Consider the following 16,622-nt stretch of genomic DNA (forward strand, 5'->3'; position numbering starts at 1 on the left):
GTGGCCCGGGTCGTTCATCACGGGACGACCTCGACACGGAGGAGATCCGATGACAACCCGCCCCCGCCTCACGCGCAGCATCCCGTTCTGGCTGCTGATCGCCGGCTCCCTCGCATCGATCGGCGGCGGAGCATTCGTGCTCGTCGACCGACTCGGCGTCATGGAGACGGCCTTGACCGCCGGGACGGCAACGGGCGTCGAGGTCTACGTCGGCCAGATCTGGGCCGTGCTCGGCGCGATCCTGATCGGAGTCGGCGCGACCGGCCTGGCACTCGCCGCGACGCTGGGCGCACTGCGGTCGCTCGCGGCCGCATCGCCCGCTGCGGCTGTCGTGGCCGAGGAGATCGACCCCATCGAGTCGCTGGAGGACCCTGACATCGAGGTGCCTTCCGCACCCGAGCGCGCGAGCGTCTGACCTCGCGGTCGTCCGGCCCCGATGACCGGCGGGGCCGGACGCCGCGTGGCGGCATCCCTCCCCCGGAGGACGCTCAGAACGGCAGCAGCGGGTCGACCGCGATGGCGACGAAGAGCAGTGTCAGGTACGTGATGGAGGCGTGGAAGACCCGCATGGGCTGAACCTTCTCACCGCGCACCGCGCGGGAGTAGAGGACGTGAGACTCGTACAGGAACCATCCGCCGAAGACGAACGCCGACACCGTGTACACGAGCCCCATCGGGGCGACCGGGATCAGCAGGAGCGAACTGGCGAACGTCGCCCACGCGTAGAGGATGACCTGCAGACCGACCTGGGCACCGTTGCGGGTCGCACCCAGCATGGGGACGTCGACCTCGGCGTAGTCGCCCTTGTACTTCATCGACAGCGGCCAGTAGTGAGGCGGCGTCCAGAGGAAGACGAGCAGGAAGAGAACGAGCGGCGTCCACGTCAGCGATTCCGTCACGGCAGACCACCCGATGACGACGGGGAAGCATCCCGCGATCCCGCCCCACACGATGTTCTGCTCGGTCCGGCGCTTCAACAGGATCGTGTAGATGACGACGTAGAAGAAGATCGCGACGGCGCTGAGCGTCGCGGCGACCCAGTTCGTCAGCAACCACAGCCAGACGGTGGACGCGATCGCCAGCGTCCATGAGAAGACGAGCGCACCTCGGGGGGAAACCTCGCCCGTGACGAGCGGACGGTTCTTCGTGCGCTTCATGTGCGCGTCGATGTCGCGATCGAGGTACATGTTGAACGACGCCGCGGATCCGGCGCTCATCGCTCCGCCGACCACGGTGGCGAAGATGAGCCAGAGATCGGGCAGCCCCTGCTGGGCGAGGAACATGACGGGAACGGTCGTGACCAGGAGGAGCTCGAGAACACGGGGCTTGGTCAGCTGCACGTAGGCACGGATCTTACGGCCGACCGAGGATCGGGGCGACTCGACGGGGGCCCCCTCGGAGCCCCGGATGGAGGTCGTCTGCCCGTTCGCGCGCCCGCCGGATTCCGTGATTGCCATCGCCCCTACCGCTGTTGATCGTCGTTTCGAGTCTACGCCATCGCGATTCGAAGGGTTCGCGGTGGGCGTAGGGCTCATCGACGTCACACAAGGTCCTGCGGCCCCGCGCGATCGGCCGGATCGATATGCTGAAAATCTCCGACGCGGCGAGGAGACCCTCGTGGCCCCGTGCGCGTCGATCCCCCGACGAAAGGCCACCAGGTGTCAGAACTGGCATGGGACGAGATCGACCGGCGCGCGGTTGACACCGCACGAGTATTGGCAGCGGATGCCGTGGAGAAGGTCGGCAACGGCCACCCCGGCACAGCGATGAGCCTGGCGCCCGTCGCCTACCTGCTCTACCAGCGCGTGCTGCGCCATGACCCGACGGACACCGACTGGCTCGGTCGCGACCGGTTCATCCTCTCGGTCGGCCACTCGTCACTGACCCAGTACGTGCAGCTGTACCTCGGCGGGTTCGGGCTCGAGCTCGACGACCTGAAGGCGCTCCGCACCTGGGGCTCGCTCACTCCCGGACACCCGGAGTACGGCCACACCAAGGGCGTCGAGATCACGACCGGCCCGCTCGGCCAGGGCCTCGCCTCCGCGGTCGGCTTCGCTTACGCGGCCCGCTACGAGCGCGGCCTCTTCGACCCGGATGCCGCAGCCGGAACCTCGCCGTTCGACCACCACGTCTACGTGATCGCGGGCGACGGCGACCTCCAGGAGGGCGTCACCTCCGAGGCGAGCTCGCTCGCCGGACACCAGCAGCTCGGCAACCTGATCGCGATCTACGACTCCAACCAGATCTCGATCGAGGACGACACCAACGTCGCCTTCACCGAAGACGTGCAGGCCCGGTACGAGGCGTACGGCTGGCACGTCCAGACGGTCGACTGGAAGAAGACGGGTGAGTACGTCGAGGACGTCGCCGCTCTGCACGGCGCGGTCGAGGCCGCGAAGGCGGAGACCACCCGTCCCTCGCTGATCGTCGTCAAGACCATCATCGGCTGGCCGGCACCCGGAAAGCAGAACACGGGCAAGATCCACGGATCCGCACTCGGGGCCGATGAGCTCGCCGCGACGAAGAGCGTGCTCGGGTTCGATCCCGACAAGAGCTTCGACGTCGCCGACGACGTCATCGCCCACACGCGAGGCCTCGCCGAGCGCGCCGCGGCAGACCGCGCCGAGTGGCAGACCGCATTCGACGCCTGGGCCGCCGCGAACCCCGAGCGGAAGGCGCTGCTCGACCGCCTCGAGTCCGCCGCGCTGCCCGAGGGCATCGAGGACGCGCTCCCGACGTTCGAGGCAGGCAAGGACGTCTCCACGCGAGCAGCGTCGGGCCTCGTCATCAACGCGCTGGCTGCAGAACTGCCCGAGCTGTGGGGCGGCTCCGCCGACCTGGCCGAGTCGAACCTGACCACGATCAAGGACGCCAAGAGCTTCCTCCCCTCGGAGTGGTCGACCCACGAGTGGTCGGGCGACCCGCACGGTCGCGTGCTCCACTTCGGCATCCGTGAGCATGCGATGGGCGCGATCGTCAACGGCATCAAGCTGCACGGGCCCACCCGCCCGTTCGGCGGCACGTTCCTGATCTTCAGCGACTACATGCGTCCCGCCGTCCGTCTCGCCGCCCTGATGGACATCCCGTCGGTGTTCGTCTGGACGCACGACTCCGTCGCCCTCGGCGAGGACGGTCCCACGCACCAGCCGATCGAGCAGCTCGCCACGCTCCGCCTCATCCCGAACTTCTCGGTCGTGCGGCCGGCGGACGCGAACGAGACCGCTGCCGCGTGGCTCGAGATCCTGCGCCGTCAGGGCGGCCCGTCGGGCATCGCCCTCACGCGCCAGAACATCTCGGTGTTCCCGCGCGGAGAGAACGGCTTCGCCACCACGGCGGGCGTCGCGAAGGGCGCCTACGTGCTCATCGACGCTCCCGAGGGAACGCCCGACGTCGTCCTCATCGCCACCGGCTCCGAGGTCCAGCTCGCTGTCGCCGCACGGGCCGCTCTGGCAGAGGAGGGAATCGGCGCGCGCGTCGTCTCGGCTCCGAGCCTCGAATGGTTCGCCGAGCAGGATGCCGCGTACCGCGAATCCGTCATCCCCGCCGCGGTCAAGGCCCGCGTCTCGATCGAGGCGGGTTCGACCAGCCTCTGGCGAGGACTCGTCGGCGACACCGGCCGCACCGTCGGAATCGACCACTTCGGCGCGTCCGCCGACTACAAGACCCTGTTCGAGAAGTTCGGCGTCACCGCCGAGGCGGTCGTGGAAGCGGCCCGCGCAACTGTCAAGGAGAACGCATGAGCACCCCCACTGAGGACCTGTCCGCCGCCGGCGTCAGCATCTGGCTCGACGACCTCTCGCGATCGCGGATCGACACCGGCAACCTCGCCGGGCTCATCGAGACCCGGAACGTCGTCGGCGTGACGACCAACCCGTCGATCTTCCAGGCCGCCATCGGCAACGAGCACGACAACTCGTACGACGCCCCCCTGGCCGCACTCGCGGCGAACGGCGCCGACGTCGACACGGCGATCTTCGAGCTCACCACCACCGACGTGCGCGACGCCGCGGACCTGTTCCGCCCGGTGTTCGACGCCACGAACGGCGTCGACGGCCGGGTGTCGATCGAGGTCTCGCCCGACCTCGCCAACGACACCGACGCCACCGTCGCGCAGGCCAAGGAGCTGTGGGCCAAGGTCGACCGCCCGAACGCGCTCATCAAGATCCCGGCGACCCTTGCCGGCCTCCCGGCCATCAGCGCCGTCATCGCCGATGGGATCTCGGTCAACGTAACCCTCATCTTCAGCCTCGAGCGCTACGCCGCCGTGATCGACGCCTACCTGACCGGCATCCGTCGGGCAGTGGCGAACGGACACGACGCGTCGCAGATCCATTCGGTCGCGTCGTTCTTCGTCAGCCGTGTCGACACCGAGATCGACAAGCGTCTCGCCGCCATCGGATCCGATGAGGCCGCCGAGCTCAAGGGCAAGGCGGGGCTCGCGAATGCGCGTCTGGCGTACGAACTCTTCGAGAAGACCTTCGCCGAGCCCCGCGCGACCGAGCTGCTCTCGTCCGGCGCGAACGTCCAGCGTCCGCTCTGGGCCTCGACCGGCGTGAAGGACCCGGCCCTGCCGGACACGCTGTACGTCACCGAGCTCGTCGCACCCGGCACCGTCAACACGATGCCGGAGAAGACGCTCGAGGCGACCTTCGACCACGGCGAGATCACCGGTGACACCATCACCGGCGCGTATGCCGACGCACACGAGGTGTTCGACCAGCTCGCCGCAGTCGGCATCGATCTCGTCGAGGTGACCCAGTTGCTCGAGGACGAGGGCGTCGAGAAGTTCATCGCGTCATGGCAGGACCTTCAGGGCACTGTCCGCGAGGCACTGAACGCCGCGCACTGATCCGATGACGATTCCGATCTCCCGCGGATCCAATCCGCTCCGCGACCCTGACGATCGCCGACTCAACCGCATCGCCGGGCCGAGTGCGCTCGTGATCTTCGGCGTGACGGGTGACCTGTCGCGCAAGAAGCTCATGCCGGCGGTCTACGACCTCGCCAACCGCGGTCTGCTCCCGCCGGGCTTCGCGCTCGTGGGGTTCGCACGTCGCGACTGGGAGGACCAGGACTTCGCGCAGGTCGTCTACGACGCGGTGCGCGAGAACGCACGCACGCCGTTCCGCGAGGAGACCTGGAAGCAGCTCCTGCAGGGCATCCGCTTCGTCCAGGGCGAGTTCGACGACGCGGCGTCGTTCGCCCGCCTGCGGGAGACCGTCGACCGCCTCGACTCCGAACGCGGAACGATGGGCAACCACGCGTTCTACCTGTCGATCCCGCCGAAGGACTTCCCGATCGTCGCGCGTCAGCTGCGTGATTCCGGTCTCGTCGACGACAAGGCCGACACGGATCGCTGGCGACGCGTCGTCATCGAGAAGCCGTTCGGCAGTGATCTGCAGACCGCACGGGAGCTGAACGAGGCGCTCGAAGTCGCGTTCCCCGCCGACGCGATCTTCCGTATCGACCACTACCTCGGCAAGGAGACCGTCCAGAACATCCTGGCGCTCCGCTTCGCCAACGAGCTCTACGAGCCGCTGTGGAATGCCAACTATGTCGACCACGTGCAGATCACCATGGCGGAGGACATCGGCGTGGGCGGTCGTGCCGGCTACTACGACGGGATCGGCGCCGCACGCGACGTCATCCAGAACCACCTGCTGCAGCTTCTGGCGTTGACCGCCATGGAGGAGCCCATCTCGCTCGATGCGGAACACCTTCGCGCCGAGAAGGAGAAAGTGCTCGCCGCCGTCAAGCTTCCCGACGACCTGTCGACGGCGACCGCCCGCGGTCAGTACGCCGGCGGGTGGCAGGGCGGCGAGAAGGTGACCGGATTCCTCGACGAGGACGGGATGAACCCGGAGTCGACGACGGAGACCTACGCGGCTCTCAAGCTGGAGATCGCGACACGACGGTGGAACGGTGTGCCGTTCTACCTGCGTGCCGGCAAGCGCCTCGGCCGCCGCGTCACGGAGATCGCGGTCGTGTTCAAGCAGACCCCACCCCTGCTGTTCCTCCGGAGCAAGGCCGTGCAGCTCGGTCAGAACGCCCTCGTGCTGCGGATCCAGCCCGACGAGGGTGTCACGCTCCGTTTCGGCTCGAAGGTGCCCGGAGCGGGCAACGAGGTGCGCGACGTCACGATGGACTTCGGTTACGGTCACGCCTTCACGGAGTCGAGCCCCGAAGCCTACGAGCGTCTGATCCTCGACGTCCTCCTCGGTGACCCGCCGCTGTTCCCCCGCCACGAAGAGGTCGAGTTGTCCTGGCGGATCCTCGACCCGGTCGAGGAATTTTGGGCGGAGCAGCACGAGCCGCTCGAACAGTACTCGCCCGGCTCGTGGGGTCCCTCCGCCGCCGATGAACTGCTGGCCCGCGACGGCCGCGTCTGGAGACGTCCATGATCGTCGATCTGCCCGACACCACGGTGTCGAAGATCGCCCGTGCCCTGGTGAACGTGCGCGAGGAGGGTGGCGCAGCCACCCTCGGCCGCGTCCTCACCCTCGTGATCGTCTCCACCGGCGGTTTCGACGAAGAAGCGATCGACGCCGCCAACGCCGCGTCGCGTGAACACCCGATGCGCGTCATCGTCCTCGTGATCGAGCCCGACGGCGAGGCGTCACTCGACGCGCAGATCCGTGTCGGCGGCGACGCCGGCGCGAGCGAGGTCGTCGTCCTGCGCGCTCACGGAGACACCGGGAGCAACCTGGAGAGCCTGGTGAACGGACTCCTGCTGCCCGACGCGCCCGTCGTCGCCTGGTGGCCAGATGACCCGCCCGCCGACCCCGCCAACTCCCCCATCGGTCGGATGGCCCAGCGTCGCATCACGGATGCCTCGACGAAGCCGTTCGTCCGCGATCGCCTCTCCGAACTCGGTGGTGTCTACCAGCCCGGTGACACCGACCTCGCCTGGACGCGGCTCACGCACTGGCGCGAGCAGCTCGCCGCGGTCCTCGACCAGCCGCCGTACGAGACGGTCACCGCGGTCACCGTCGTCGGAGCGGGCAGCTCGCCGTCGACCGGCCTCCTCGCCGCATGGCTCGGCCTCAAGCTCGACGTCGAGGTCGAATGGCACTACGCCGACGCCGAGGAGTGGGCGCACGGCATCCGCTCCGTCCGCCTCACCCGCGAGTCCGGCGACATCGTCCTGGAACGGTCCACCGAGGCCGATGCGACGCTGACCCAGCCCGGCCAGCCCACCCACGACATCGTGCTGCCACGCCGCTCACTGCGCGAGTGCCTCGCCGAGGAGCTGCGCCGGCTCGATCCCGACCTCTTGTATGGTCGAGTGATCAGTGAAGGGTGGGAGCGCCTCAACCCTCCCACGAGGTAGGAGAGGCATGTCCGAGTTCCGCGCGGAGAAGCGCGTCGTGGTCGCTGCAGATGCGCACGCATTGGCGGCGGGAGTAGCCGACCGGTTCCTGCACCGCATTCAGAAGCGCGCGGCGGCCGGAAAGCAGACGCACGTGCTGCTCAGCGGCGGGTCGGCGTTCGCCGCCGTCCTCGACGCCCTGGGGCGCGCTGACCGCCGCTCCGATGTCGACTGGTCGGTCGTCCACTTCTGGTGGGGCGACGAGCGCTTCCTGCCCTCCGACGCAGCGGACCGGAACGAAGCGGTTGCGCGCGACAAATTCCTGTCGCGCATCCGCGTTCCCGACGAGAACATCCACGCCATCGCCGCCTCGGATGCCGGGCTCGACCACGACGGCGCGAGCGCGGCCTACGCCGCCGAGCTCGCACGATTCGGCACGGGCGAACACGCGTGGCCGACGTTCTCGATCTGCTTCCTCGGTGTCGGCGCCGACGGACACATCGCCTCGCTCTTCCCCGACCGAGCCGAGATCGGCGACACCGAGCACGCCGTCCTCCCCGTCCGACACTCCCCCGTGCCGCCGTCGGAACGCATCACTCTGACGCGGCCGGTCATCAATTCCTCACGCCGGGTCTGGCTCGTCCTGCCCGGTGTCGACAAGGCATCCGCGCTCGGGCTCGCCCTCGCCGGCGCGAGCTATCACTCCGTGCCCGCAGCCGGTGCGAAGGGCCGTCGGCAGACGGTGTTCTTCGTCGATCAGGATGCCGCAGCCGGCGTCCCCGAAGAGCTCATCGATCCCGAGTTCTGAGCCGACGCTGCTCGAGGGTCACGCGCGGATGCCGCGCGCACGCCGATCATCGACCCCGGAGGGCCGAGACGCGCGGAGGGTCAGCTCTGGCCGCGCCGTTCGCGCAGCTGCGAGAGCGCGTCCGTGAGGATCGAGTCGGCCTCTTCTTCGGTGCGACGCTCTTTCACGTACGCGAGGTGGGTCTTGTAAGGCTCCGCCTTCGACATCGCCGGCGGGTTCTCGCGGTCGCGACCGGCCGGGAGGCCGGAGTGCGGCGAGTCGATCGTGTCCGGGATCTCCTCTTCGGAGATGCCCGCGGCGAAGTGGCGGACGGTCTCGTTGCCGAGAGCGTCCCAGTACGAGACAGTGATGCGTTCAGCGTGGTGGCCGTGGTCCTGTTCACCCATGGGCCCTGCGCCGACGCGCGTTCCCCGGATCGCGCTTCCCCCCGAAGCCATCAGAGACCCTGGAACTTTGTGATGAGGCCGAGAGCCACGATTGCCACGAACCACACGAGGGCGAGCACGACGGTGAACCGGTTGAGGTTCCGCTCCGCGAGGCCGGACGAACCCATGGCCGAGCTCATCCCTCCGCCGAACATGTCGGAGAGACCGCCGCCGCGACCTTTGTGAAGGAGGATCAGGAGCGTGAGCAGGAGGCTGGTGATACCCAGCAACACCTGCAGCACAAGCTGGAGGATGTCCACAGTCGTTGAAAGCCTTTCGGGACGCCGAGTCGCTCAGCGCACAGTGGTCGAGTATACCGCCTGAACGGCGCGGCCCCGGGAGGGGCCGCGCCGGAACAGATCAGACGCCGACGTGCTTCTGGTATCGGACGATCGCGGCGAACTCGTCGGCGAGCAGGCTCGCACCTCCGACGAGAGCTCCATCGACGTCGGGCTCGCGCATGAAGCTCGCGACGTTGCCCGACTTCACCGATCCGCCGTAGAGGATGCGGGTGCGGGCGGACGCGGTCTCACCGAGAGCCTCCGCGACGATCTCACGGAGAGCGGCGCAGACTTCCTGCGCCTGCTCCGGGGACGCGACCTGGCCCGTGCCGATGGCCCAGACGGGCTCGTAGGCGACGACCACGTCGGTGTCGGCGGCGACGCCCTCGAGAGCGGCCCGCAGCTGCGCGACGGAGACGGCGGTCGGGCCCGACTCCTCCCGCTGCTCCAGGGTCTCGCCCACGCAGATCACCGGGACGAGGCTGTGGCGCAGTGCGGCCTTGACCTTGTCCGCGACGAGCGCATCGGACTCGTGGTGATACTCGCGCCGTTCGGAGTGACCGATGATCACGTATCCGACGTCGAGCTTCTTCAGGAAGGCTCCCGAGATCTCACCGGTGTAGGCGCCGTTGTCCTTCGTCGACAGGTCCTGCGCGCCGAGGGCGAACGGGATCTTGTCGGCGTCGACGAGCGTCTGGACGGTGCGGATGTCGGTGAAGGGCGGGAAGACCGCGACCTCCACCGTGTCCGTCTCGTGACCGGCATCCTTCAGCGTCCAATGCAGCTTCTGAACGAACGCGACCGCCTGCAGGTGGTCGAGGTTCATCTTCCAGTTGCCGGCGATAAGCGGCTTGCGCGTCATGCTTCCCATCCGAGGATCTCCAATCCGGGCAGCTTCTTGCCTTCGAGGAACTCGAGGCTGGCCCCTCCGCCGGTCGAGATGTGACCGAACTGCTCATCGGCGAAGCCGAGCTGACGCACGGCGGCAGCCGAATCTCCGCCGCCCACGACCGACAGGCCGTCGACCTCGGTGAGAGCCTGGGCGACTGTCTTCGTCCCCGCTGCGAACGGCGCCATCTCGAACACGCCCATCGGGCCGTTCCAGAAGACCGTCTTCGCTCCGCGGATCGCCTCGGCGAAGTTCTCCGCCGTCTGCGGTCCGATGTCCAGCCCCATGCCGGACTCCGCGAAGGCGGTGTCCTCCAGGGCGTCAGCAGGAGCGACGACGTGCTCTGCGTCGGCGGCGAAGGCCGAGGCCATCACGGCATCCACGGGGAGCACGATCTCGACGCCGCGCTCGTGCGCGTCGGCGATGTAGCCGCGGACGGTGTCGAGCTGGTCCTCTTCGAGGAGGCTCTTGCCGACCTTGTGGCCCTGCGCCGCGAGGAAGGTGAACAGCATCCCTCCGCCGACGAGGATCTTGTCCACCCGCGGAAGCAGGTGCTCGATGACACCCAGCTTGTCGCTGACCTTCGACCCGCCGAGGACGACCGCGTACGGACGTTCCGGACGCTCGGTCAGGCGGTCGAGCACGTCGACCTCCTTCTCGATGAGAAGACCGGCCGCCGACGGCAGGAGCTCGGCGAGGTCGTAGACCGACGCCTGCTTCCGGTGCACGACGCCGAACCCGTCGGAGACGAGCACATCGCCGAGGTCGGCGAGCTCGGTCGCGAATGCGCGACGCGCACCCTCGTCCTTCGCCGTCTCTCCCGCGTTGAACCGGAGGTTCTCGAGGACCGCGACCTCACCGTCACCGAGTCCGGCGACGGTCTCGTGTGCGGACGTGCCGACGGTGTCCGTCGCGAAGGCGACGGGCTTCCCGAGGAGCTCCGAAAGCCGTTCGGCGACGGGTGCGAGGCTGTACTTCGCGTCCGGTGCGCCGTCGGGACGACCGAGGTGGGAGACCGCGATGACGCGAGCTCCCTGGTCGAGGAGAGCAGTGAGCGTGGGGATCGCAGCACGCACGCGGCCATCGTCCGTGATGACGCCGTCCTTCAGAGGGACGTTGAAATCGACACGGACGATGACACGCTTGCCTGCGAGCGAACCCAGCGAATCGAGGGTGCGCAGCGCCATACTCAGAGCTTGCTGGCGACGAGCTCGGTGAGGTCGACGAGGCGGTTCGAGTAGCCCCACTCGTTGTCGTACCAGCCGACGACCTTGACCTGGTTGCCGATGACGCGGGTCAGACCGGCGTCGAAGATGCAGGAGTGGTCGTCGGTGACGATGTCGCTCGAGACGATCTCGTCCTCGGTGTACTTGAGGATCCCCTTGAGCGGGCCCTCGGCGGCAGCCTTGTACGCCGCCTTGATCTCCTCGACGGTGACCTCGCGGTCGAGCTCGACGGTCAGGTCGGTGGCCGAACCGGTGGGCACGGGAACGCGGAGCGCGAAGCCGTCGAGCTTGCCCTTGAGCTCGGGCAGGACGAGGCCGATGGCCTTGGCCGCACCGGTCGAGGTGGGGACGATGTTCAGTGCGGCGGCGCGCGAGCGACGGAGGTCGCTGTGGGGGCCGTCCTGGAGGTTCTGGTCGGCCGTGTAGGCGTGGACCGTCGTCATCAGACCCTTGTTGATGCCGAAGTTGTCGTTGAGCACCTTGGCCAGCGGCGCGAGGCAGTTGGTGGTGCAGGACGCGTTCGAGATGATGTGATGCGTCTCGGGGTCGTAGAGCTCCTCGTTCGCGCCGATCACGAACGTGGCGTCCTCGCCCGAGGCGGGAGCCGAGATGAGGACCTTCTTCGCACCGCCGGCGATGTGCTTGCCCGCGTCCTCGGCCTTGGTGAAGCGGCCGGTCGACTCGATGACGATGTCGACGCCCAGCTCTCCCCAGGGGAGGTTCGCGGGGTCGCGCTCTTCGAAGACCTTGATGGTCTTGTCGCCCACGGTGATGGAGTCACCCGTGTACGACACCTCGGCGTCGAGGCGCCCGAGGATCGAGTCGTACTTGAGGAGGTGCGCCAGGGTCTTGTTGTCGGTGAGGTCGTTCACCGCCACGATTTCGAGGTCCGCACCCTGCGCGAGCGCTGCGCGGAGGTAGTTGCGTCCGATGCGGCCGAAGCCGTTGATGCCGATCTTGACAGACACGATGTCTCCCGTTTCTCGTCGCGCGCGACACCCGGAGGGCGCCGAAGACGCGAGCTGCTGAAAAAGAGAGAGGATGCCGGAACTCGGCCCCCGTTGCCGGGAGGAGCCCGGCATCCTCACCTGTTTACGACCCTACTACTAGAGCAGGCCGGCCGTCTTCTCGCGTGCCGCGTCGAGTCGCTGTGCGACGTTCTGCCAGTTCGCGATGTTCCAGGCCGCCTTGACGTAGTCGGCCTTCACGTTGAGGTAGTCGAGGTAGAACGCGTGCTCCCACATGTCGAGCTGGAAGATCGGAACGGTGCCCTGGGCGACGTTCGACTGCTGGTCGAACATCTGCTGGACGATCAGCTGCTCGCCGATCGCGTCCCAGCTGAGCACGGCCCAACCGGAGCCCTGGATGCCGGTCGCGGCCGCGGTGAAGTGCGCCTGGAACTTGTCGAAGCCACCGAAGAACTCATCGATCGCTGCGCGCAGTTCGCCTTCGGGCTCGCCGCCGCCCTCGGGCGACAGGTTGGTCCAGAAGATGGAGTGGTTGACGTGACCGCCCAAGTTGAAGGCGAGGTCCTTCTCGAGCTTGTTGACGTTCGCGAGGTTGCCGGTCTCACGGGCCTCAGCGAGCTGTTCGAGGGCGGTGTTCGCTCCCGTGACGTAGGCCTGGTGGTGCTTCGAGTGGTGAAGCTCCATGATCTTGCCGCTGATGTGCGGCTCGAGTGCCGAGTAGTCGTATGCGAGTTCGGGCAACGTGTACTTCGCCATGTCCTCTTCTTCCTTTTCGTGCCGTGCCGGAGCACGGCGGGTCGGATTCATCCTATTGAGGGCCAACGGACGAGGCACCCGGTTGCTTCCCGAGAAGAAGGAATGTATCGCTCAGTCTTCGAGGCCGGCGGGTACCGCAGACTCGGTGTCGGGGATGCCCTCCTGAGCGGCCTTCTTGTCGGCCATCGCGAGGAGGCGTCGGATACGGCCGGCGACGGCGTCCTTCGTCAGCGGCGGGTCGGCGTGGTGGCCGAGCTCGTCGAGGCTCGCGTCGCGATGCGCGAGGCGGAGATCTCCGGCCTGCTGCAGGTGCGCCGGCACGGTGTCGCCGAGGATCTCGAGCGCGCGCTCCACGCGGGCGCAGGCGGCGACGGCGGCCTGCGCCGACCGGCGGAGGTTCGCGTCGTCGAAGTTCACGAGACGGTTCACCCCGGCACGCACCTCACGTCGCTGGCGCATCTCCTCCCAGGCGGCAGCGGTCTTCTGCGCCCCCATGACGAGGAGGGTCGCGCGGATCGCCTCGCCGTCGCGCACGACGACACGCGGGATGCCGCGCACCTCCCGCGCTTTCGCGGCGATGCCGAGGCGGTGCGCCGCGCCGACGAGCGCCATGGCCGCTTCGCCCGAGGGGCAGGCGACTTCGAGCGCCGCGGACCGGCCCGGGTCGGAGAGCGAGCCCGAGGCGAGGAACGCTCCGCGCCAGAGCGCCGCGAGGTCGGGGCGGGCCCCGGTGGTCAGCTTGTTGGGGAGCCCGCGGACCGGGCGACGACGCGCATCCAGCAGGCCGGTCTGACGCGCAAGGGTCTCACCGCCGTCGATGACGCGGACGGCGAAGTGGTTGCCCGTCCGACCCCCGGAGGCCTGGACGTGGGCGAGCTCGGGCCGCACCCCATAGATCTCGACGAGATCGCGGGCGACTCGGCGCGCGAGGACGTCGGTGTCGAGCTCGGCTTCGACCGCGACGCGACCGGCGATCGAGTGCAGACCGCCGGAGAAGCGGAGGATCGTCGTCAACTCGGCGATCCGCGCGGTGGGGCGAGGGTCCCTGACCGAGGTCAACTCCGTCTTCACATCAGCAGTCAGGGGCACGGCGATCCTTCGGGTGAGGCAGTCGGGGACAAAGGATCAGCTTACTCGCGACCGAGGTCGCGATGCGTGACGCGGACGGCGACGCCCTCTTCCTCCGCCAACCGATCGGCGAGCTCGAGAGCGGTCACCACCGAACGGTGCTTTCCGCCGGTGCAGCCGATGGCCACCACCGAATGCCGCTTGTTCTCGCGCTGATAACCCTGCAGGACGGGGCGCAGAGCGGTCGCGTAGGCCGTGATGAACTCCCGCGCGCCGACCTGACCCAGCACGAACTCGCGGACGTTCTCGTCCTCGCCTGTCAGGGCCCTCAGATCGGACTCCCAGTACGGGTTCGGCAGGAACCGCATATCGGCGACGAGGTCGACGTCGGGCGGCAGCCCGTATTTGAACCCGAAGCTCATCACCGTGACGGTGTGACGCGCGTCGCCCTCCTCGCTGAAGAGGTCGACGATGCGGTTCGCGAGCTGGTGGATGTTCAGCGCGCTCGTGTCGACGATGAGGTCGGCGGACTCCCGGATCGAGGCGACCCGCTCGCGCTCCCGGCGGATCCCGTCGAGGATCGTGCCCTCCCCCTGCAGCGGGTGCGGCCGGCGCACGGCCTCGAATCGGCGCACGAGGACGTCGTCGGCGGCATCGAGGAACAGCACACGGACATGCCGTCCGCCACGAAGGGCGCGTGTGACCGCCGGCAGTTCACCGAAGAGCTGACGCCCCCGGACGTCGACGACAGCGGCCACCTTCGGGAGTGCGTCCGCGGCGATCGCGGTGAGGTCGAGCAGCGGCTTCAGCATCTGCGGCGGCAGATTGTCGACGACATACCAGTCGAGATCCTCGAGGGCGTTGGCAGCGGTGGTGCGACCGGCACCGGACATGCCCGTCACGATCAGGACCTCGCCTGTCCTCTGAGCGTCTGTCACCCTGCTCACCTCTGTTCCGCGTCGCTTCTCAGCCTAGCGATCATCCTCGATCGCGGTGGCATCGGATGCCAGCCGTGAGACGATGCTCTCAGCCAGGCGCGGCCCGATGCCGGGGAGAGCCTGGATCTCATCGGCATCCGCTTTCTTGAGGGCGCTCACGGAGCCGAAGTGACGCAGCAGCGCCTTGATGCGGGCTTCACCGAGCCCGGGGATCTCGGCCAGCACCGACGTGATGCCACCGCGCCGCTTCTTCCGCTGGTGGGTGATGGCGAAGCGGTGCGCCTCGTCGCGGAGTCGCTGCAGCAGGTAGAGCGCCTCCGACGCACGCGGCAGGATGACGGGGAACTCCTCCCCCGGCAGCCACACCTCCTCGAGTCGCTTCGCGATGCCGCAGAGGGCGATCTCCGGATGACCGGCGTCGCGGAGCGCGCGGGCCGCCGCTTCGACCTGGGGCTTGCCGCCGTCGACCAGGAGCAGCTGGGGGCGGTAGGCGAACCGGGGACGCTTCTTGGAGGTCGCGACCTCGCCCTCGCTCATGACGTCGGCCACGACCTCCTCGGCGTCGTCGCGGTCGATGTGCGAGATCCGCCGCGTGAGCACCTGGTACATCGAGTCGGTGTCGTCCGTCGTCTCGGAGATCGAGAACGACCGGTACTGGTCCTTGCGTGGCAGCCCGTCCTCGAAGACGACCATCGATCCGACCACGTTCGTTCCGCCGAGGTGGGAGATGTCGTAGCACTCGATGCGCAGCGGAGCCTCGGTGAGGTCGAGCGCCTCCTGCAGATCGGTGAGGGCCTTCGTACGCGCGGTGTAGTCGCTCGTACGACGCGTCTTGTGGAGCATCAGGGCCTGCTGCGCGTTGAGCGTCGCGGTGCGCATCAGGTCGGCCTTCTGTCCGCGCTGGGCGACCTGCAGACTCACCCGCTTGCCCCGCTTCGCGCGAAGCCATTCCTCGAGTTCGGCGGCATCGTCGGGAAGCGTCGGGACGAGGACCTGGCGCGGGATATCCTCCGCGCCGGCGTCGCCGTAGGCCCGCTGCAGCAGCTGATCGATGAGCTCGGCACCGGTGATGTCGAGCTCTTTGTCAATCGTGGCCGCGCGCACGCCGCGTACTCGTCCTCCGCGAACGACGAAGTGCTGGACGGCTGCGAAGAGCTCATCCTCGGCGATGCCGAACAGATCGGCGTCGGTGTCCTCGGTCAGCACGAGCGCGCTGCGGTTGAGGACGGCGTCGAGCGCCTGGAGCTTGTCCCGGTACGACGCTGCAGACTCGTAGTCCATCGCCGCCGACGCCTCCCGCATCCGCGCGGTGAGCTGTTTCGTGTATCGCTGGTCGCCGCCGCTCATGAAGGCGATGAAATCCCCGACGATCGCCCGGTGCTCCTCGATACTGACCTTCATCGAACACGGTCCCCCGCAGCGGCCGATCTGGCCGGGGAAGCACGGCCGACCGGTCGCCATCGCCTTCTTGTACGACGAGTCGCTGCACGTGCGGATCGGGAACACCTTGATGAGCTGATCGATCGTGTCATGCACGGCCCATACCTTCGGGAACGGCCCGAAGTACTTCGCCCCCCGGATCTTCCGGTTGCGCGTCACGATGACGCGGGGCGCCTCGTCACCGAGCGTGACCGCCATGTAGGGGTACGACTTGTCGTCCTTGTAGCGGACGTTGAAGGGCGGCGAGTACTCCTGGATCCAGGTGTACTCGAGCTGGAGGGAGTCGACATCGGTCTTCACGACCGTCCACTCGACGCTCGCCGCCGTCGTCACCATCCGCCGCGTGCGCTCATGGAGCGTGTGGAGCGGAGCGAAATAGTTCGACAACCGCGCGCGCAGGTTCTTCGCCTTGCCGACGTAGAGGATGCGCCCGTCGGCATCCCGGAATCGGTAGACCCCCGGATTGGTGGGGATCTCTCCCGGCTTCGGCTTGTACGGCAGTGCGGATGCCACG

At 68.1% G+C, this 16,622-nt stretch carries 16 protein-coding genes; 6 read left to right on the forward strand and 10 right to left on the reverse strand.

Features of this window, described 5'->3' with window-relative positions:
- Positions 1–49: 49 nt before the first annotated feature.
- The gene (locus ACJJV7_RS05315) at positions 50–415 is read left to right on the forward strand and encodes a dinucleotide-utilizing enzyme (protein WP_405372717.1); all 366 of its coding nucleotides are present in this window, start codon (positions 50–52) and stop codon (positions 413–415) included.
- Positions 416–488: 73 nt separating this feature from the next.
- Here the strand turns inward: ACJJV7_RS05315 and ACJJV7_RS05320 are convergent, their stop codons facing one another.
- Complete coding sequence (locus ACJJV7_RS05320) at positions 489–1,457, reverse strand: heme o synthase (protein ID WP_405372716.1); 969 nt, start codon at positions 1,455–1,457, stop codon at positions 489–491.
- 201 nt (positions 1,458–1,658) lie between these two features.
- On the opposite strand from ACJJV7_RS05320, the gene tkt reads away from it, so the two are divergent.
- Genes tkt through pgl form a run of 5 tightly spaced genes read left to right on the forward strand, consistent with a single transcriptional unit; the run spans position 1,659 to position 8,117 of the window.
- Entirely contained in the window at positions 1,659–3,740 is a 2,082-nt protein-coding gene (tkt, locus tag ACJJV7_RS05325) for a transketolase (RefSeq protein WP_405372715.1), read from the forward strand.
- The gene (tal, locus tag ACJJV7_RS05330; RefSeq protein ID WP_405372714.1) at positions 3,737–4,849 is read left to right on the forward strand and encodes a transaldolase; all 1,113 of its coding nucleotides are present in this window, start codon (positions 3,737–3,739) and stop codon (positions 4,847–4,849) included. Before tkt ends, tal begins: the two co-directional genes overlap by 4 nt.
- Before the next feature lie 4 nt (positions 4,850–4,853).
- Complete coding sequence (gene zwf, locus ACJJV7_RS05335) at positions 4,854–6,401, forward strand: glucose-6-phosphate dehydrogenase (protein ID WP_405372713.1); 1,548 nt, start codon at positions 4,854–4,856, stop codon at positions 6,399–6,401.
- A complete protein-coding gene (locus tag ACJJV7_RS05340; protein ID WP_405372712.1) occupies positions 6,398–7,330 on the forward strand; it encodes a glucose-6-phosphate dehydrogenase assembly protein OpcA in 933 nt (310 codons plus the stop codon). The genes zwf and ACJJV7_RS05340 overlap by 4 nt, the downstream gene beginning before the upstream one ends.
- Positions 7,331–7,337: 7 nt before the next feature.
- Complete coding sequence (gene pgl / locus ACJJV7_RS05345; RefSeq protein ID WP_405372711.1) at positions 7,338–8,117, forward strand: 6-phosphogluconolactonase; 780 nt, start codon at positions 7,338–7,340, stop codon at positions 8,115–8,117.
- A gap of 80 nt (positions 8,118–8,197) precedes the next feature.
- On the opposite strand, the gene ACJJV7_RS05350 is transcribed toward pgl, so the two are convergent.
- The 9 genes from ACJJV7_RS05350 to uvrC form a co-directional block, all read right to left on the reverse strand.
- Positions 8,198–8,554, reverse strand: coding sequence for an RNA polymerase-binding protein RbpA (locus ACJJV7_RS05350; RefSeq protein WP_405372710.1), 357 nt, complete (start codon positions 8,552–8,554; stop codon positions 8,198–8,200).
- Positions 8,554–8,802: a preprotein translocase subunit SecG gene (gene secG / locus ACJJV7_RS05355; protein ID WP_405372709.1), complete on the reverse strand. Its 249-nt coding sequence runs from the start codon at positions 8,800–8,802 to the stop codon at positions 8,554–8,556. The genes ACJJV7_RS05350 and secG overlap by 1 nt, the downstream gene beginning before the upstream one ends.
- Before the next feature lie 100 nt (positions 8,803–8,902).
- Positions 8,903–9,694 carry a triose-phosphate isomerase gene (gene tpiA, locus ACJJV7_RS05360; protein ID WP_405372708.1) on the reverse strand — a complete coding sequence of 264 codons (792 nt, stop codon included), beginning with the start codon at positions 9,692–9,694 and terminating at the stop codon, positions 8,903–8,905.
- Positions 9,682–10,899 carry a phosphoglycerate kinase gene (locus ACJJV7_RS05365; protein ID WP_405372707.1) on the reverse strand — a complete coding sequence of 406 codons (1,218 nt, stop codon included), beginning with the start codon at positions 10,897–10,899 and terminating at the stop codon, positions 9,682–9,684. The genes tpiA and ACJJV7_RS05365 overlap by 13 nt, the downstream gene beginning before the upstream one ends.
- A gap of 2 nt (positions 10,900–10,901) precedes the next feature.
- Positions 10,902–11,906: a type I glyceraldehyde-3-phosphate dehydrogenase gene (gene gap / locus ACJJV7_RS05370; RefSeq protein WP_405372706.1), complete on the reverse strand. Its 1,005-nt coding sequence runs from the start codon at positions 11,904–11,906 to the stop codon at positions 10,902–10,904.
- 138 nt (positions 11,907–12,044) lie between these two features.
- Positions 12,045–12,662 (reverse strand): superoxide dismutase, encoded by a 618-nt coding sequence (locus ACJJV7_RS05375; RefSeq protein WP_405372705.1) that lies wholly within the window; start codon positions 12,660–12,662, stop codon positions 12,045–12,047.
- Positions 12,663–12,773: 111 nt separating this feature from the next.
- A complete protein-coding gene (gene whiA / locus ACJJV7_RS05380) occupies positions 12,774–13,751 on the reverse strand; it encodes a DNA-binding protein WhiA (RefSeq protein ID WP_405372704.1) in 978 nt (325 codons plus the stop codon).
- Positions 13,752–13,792: 41 nt separating this feature from the next.
- Positions 13,793–14,668 (reverse strand): RNase adapter RapZ, encoded by an 876-nt coding sequence (gene rapZ, locus ACJJV7_RS05385; protein WP_405372703.1) that lies wholly within the window; start codon positions 14,666–14,668, stop codon positions 13,793–13,795.
- A 33-nt stretch (positions 14,669–14,701) separates the two neighbouring features.
- Positions 14,702–16,621, reverse strand: a complete 1,920-nt coding sequence (gene uvrC, locus ACJJV7_RS05390; RefSeq protein ID WP_405372702.1) for an excinuclease ABC subunit UvrC — start codon at positions 16,619–16,621, stop codon at positions 14,702–14,704.
- Position 16,622: the final 1 nt, after the last annotated feature.

The sequence above is a fragment of the Microbacterium sp. Ld4 genome (genome assembly GCF_045066555.1).
GTDB lineage: Bacteria > Actinomycetota > Actinomycetes > Actinomycetales > Microbacteriaceae > Microbacterium.

What these genes read in the sequence shown, in the direction of transcription:
- ACJJV7_RS05315 (WP_405372717.1), top strand. Translation starts at nt 50, where the DNA reads ATGACAACCCGCCCCCGCCTCACGCGCAGCATCCCGTTCTGGCTGCTG.
- ACJJV7_RS05320 (WP_405372716.1), bottom strand. Translation starts at nt 1,457, where the DNA reads ATGGCAATCACGGAATCCGGCGGGCGCGCGAACGGGCAGACGACCTCC.
- tal (WP_405372714.1), top strand. Translation starts at nt 3,737, where the DNA reads ATGAGCACCCCCACTGAGGACCTGTCCGCCGCCGGCGTCAGCATCTGG.
- zwf (WP_405372713.1), top strand. Translation starts at nt 4,854, where the DNA reads ATGACGATTCCGATCTCCCGCGGATCCAATCCGCTCCGCGACCCTGAC.
- ACJJV7_RS05340 (WP_405372712.1), top strand. Translation starts at nt 6,398, where the DNA reads ATGATCGTCGATCTGCCCGACACCACGGTGTCGAAGATCGCCCGTGCC.
- pgl (WP_405372711.1), top strand. Translation starts at nt 7,338, where the DNA reads ATGTCCGAGTTCCGCGCGGAGAAGCGCGTCGTGGTCGCTGCAGATGCG.
- ACJJV7_RS05350 (WP_405372710.1), bottom strand. Translation starts at nt 8,554, where the DNA reads ATGGCTTCGGGGGGAAGCGCGATCCGGGGAACGCGCGTCGGCGCAGGG.
- tpiA (WP_405372708.1), bottom strand. Translation starts at nt 9,694, where the DNA reads ATGGGAAGCATGACGCGCAAGCCGCTTATCGCCGGCAACTGGAAGATG.
- ACJJV7_RS05365 (WP_405372707.1), bottom strand. Translation starts at nt 10,899, where the DNA reads ATGGCGCTGCGCACCCTCGATTCGCTGGGTTCGCTCGCAGGCAAGCGT.
- ACJJV7_RS05375 (WP_405372705.1), bottom strand. Translation starts at nt 12,662, where the DNA reads ATGGCGAAGTACACGTTGCCCGAACTCGCATACGACTACTCGGCACTC.